The sequence below is a fragment of the Kitasatospora sp. NPDC057512 genome (assembly GCF_042802135.1).
Taxonomy (GTDB): domain Bacteria; phylum Actinomycetota; class Actinomycetes; order Streptomycetales; family Streptomycetaceae; genus Kitasatospora.
In genome coordinates this window covers 1-1,382 of sequence record NZ_JBHVET010001223.1, presented here as the reverse complement: position 1 = coordinate 1,382, position 1,382 = coordinate 1, and the positions used below count along the sequence as shown (strand labels likewise).

Genomic DNA, 1,382 nt, shown 5'->3' with positions numbered 1-1,382 from the left:
ATCTGCCGCGGTGTGGCGCCGACGGCGCGCAGCATCGCGATCTCCTGGCGGCGCTGGGCGACGGCGAAGGCGAAGGTCCCGGCGACGACGAAGACCGCGACGAAGGCGGCCATCGCGGCGGTGAACTGGAGCACCTTGTGCAGTGAGGGCGCGCCGAGCGGGGAGTCGTCGCCAGCGGTCTCGTTCAGCAGGCTGCCGGTGGTGGCGACGAGCAGGACGCCGAGGGTGAGGGCGACGTAGGAGCCGGCGAAGGCGGCCTTGCGGCGGCGCAGGCTCGCGGCGGCGACGGGCAGCAGGGTGACGATCGAGGTCATGCCGCCGTCTCCAGGGCGGTCATCCGCTCGGCGACCTGCTGGGCGGTGGGGTGGGGCAGGTCGTCGACGATCCGGCCGTCGGCGAGGAAGAGCACGCGGTCAGCGTAGCCGGCGGCGACCGGGTCGTGGGTGACCATGACGGTGCTCTGGCCCTCGCGGTCGACGAGGTCGCGCAGCAGGGCGAGGACGTCCCGGCTGCTGGCGGAGTCGAGGGCGCCGGTCGGCTCGTCGGCGAACAGCATCCGGGGCCGGGTGATCAGGGCGCGGGCGATGGCGACGCGCTGCTGCTGGCCGCCGGAGAGCTGGGAGGGCAGGTGTCCGGCGCGCTCGCCGAGGCCGACCTGGGCGAGGGCCCGGCGCACCTGCGCGGGGTCGGGGCGGCGGCCGGCCAGCCGCAGCGGCAGGCCGACGTTCTGTTCGGCGGTGAGCGAGCCGACCAGGTTGAAGGCCTGGAAGACGAAGCCGATCCGCTCGCGGCGCAGCACCGTCAGCTCGGTCTCGCCCATCCCGGAGAGGTCGGTCCCGTCCAGGGTGACCCGGCCGCTGTCGGGCCGGTCGAGGCCGGCGCAGCACTGCAGCAGGGTGCTCTTGCCGGAGCCGGAGGGGCCCATGACGGCGGTGAAGCCGCCGCGGGCGAACTCGACGTCCACCCCTCTGAGTGCCCGTACCGCCTCGGGCCCGGTTCCGTAGGTGCGGTGTACGTCGTCGAGGCGCAGCACGGCCCCGCTCTCCCCCGTGATCTTCACGGGGGCTACACCTACCACGGGGGCAATGGCCCTGACCAGGGCGTTTGGGGGAATCGTTATGCCGTCAGCCGCCGTGCCCGGGGACGGACTTCGGCGCGGACTCCGGTCCCGCCGACGGGGCGGTGCAGGTGGACGTCGACCGGGTCCTCGTGGACGACGGTGAAGCCGTGGCGTTCGTACAGCCGCTGGGCGGCGCTGCCCCGGAGGACGACGAGGCGAAACGGTTCTCCGGCGGCGTCGGCCTCGGCGAGGAGGTGGCGCAGGACGGCGGTGCCCAGGCCCCGGCCCTGGAGGTGCGGGGCCAGGTAGAAGAGCTCCAGGC

General features: G+C 74.3%; 3 protein-coding genes. All 3 read right to left on the bottom strand.

Annotated features, from left to right (window positions below):
- A partial coding sequence (locus ACFU6K_RS39075; protein WP_380671440.1) for an FtsX-like permease family protein occupies positions 1-314 on the bottom strand: 314 nt, incomplete at its 3' end.
- A complete protein-coding gene (locus ACFU6K_RS39070; protein ID WP_380671442.1) occupies positions 311-1,054 on the bottom strand; it encodes an ABC transporter ATP-binding protein in 744 nt (247 codons plus the stop codon). The genes ACFU6K_RS39070 and ACFU6K_RS39075, both read right to left, overlap by 4 nt.
- A 62-nt stretch (positions 1,055-1,116) precedes the next feature.
- On the bottom strand, positions 1,117-1,382 hold a 266-nt coding region (locus ACFU6K_RS39065; protein ID WP_380671438.1), incomplete at its 5' end, for a GNAT family N-acetyltransferase.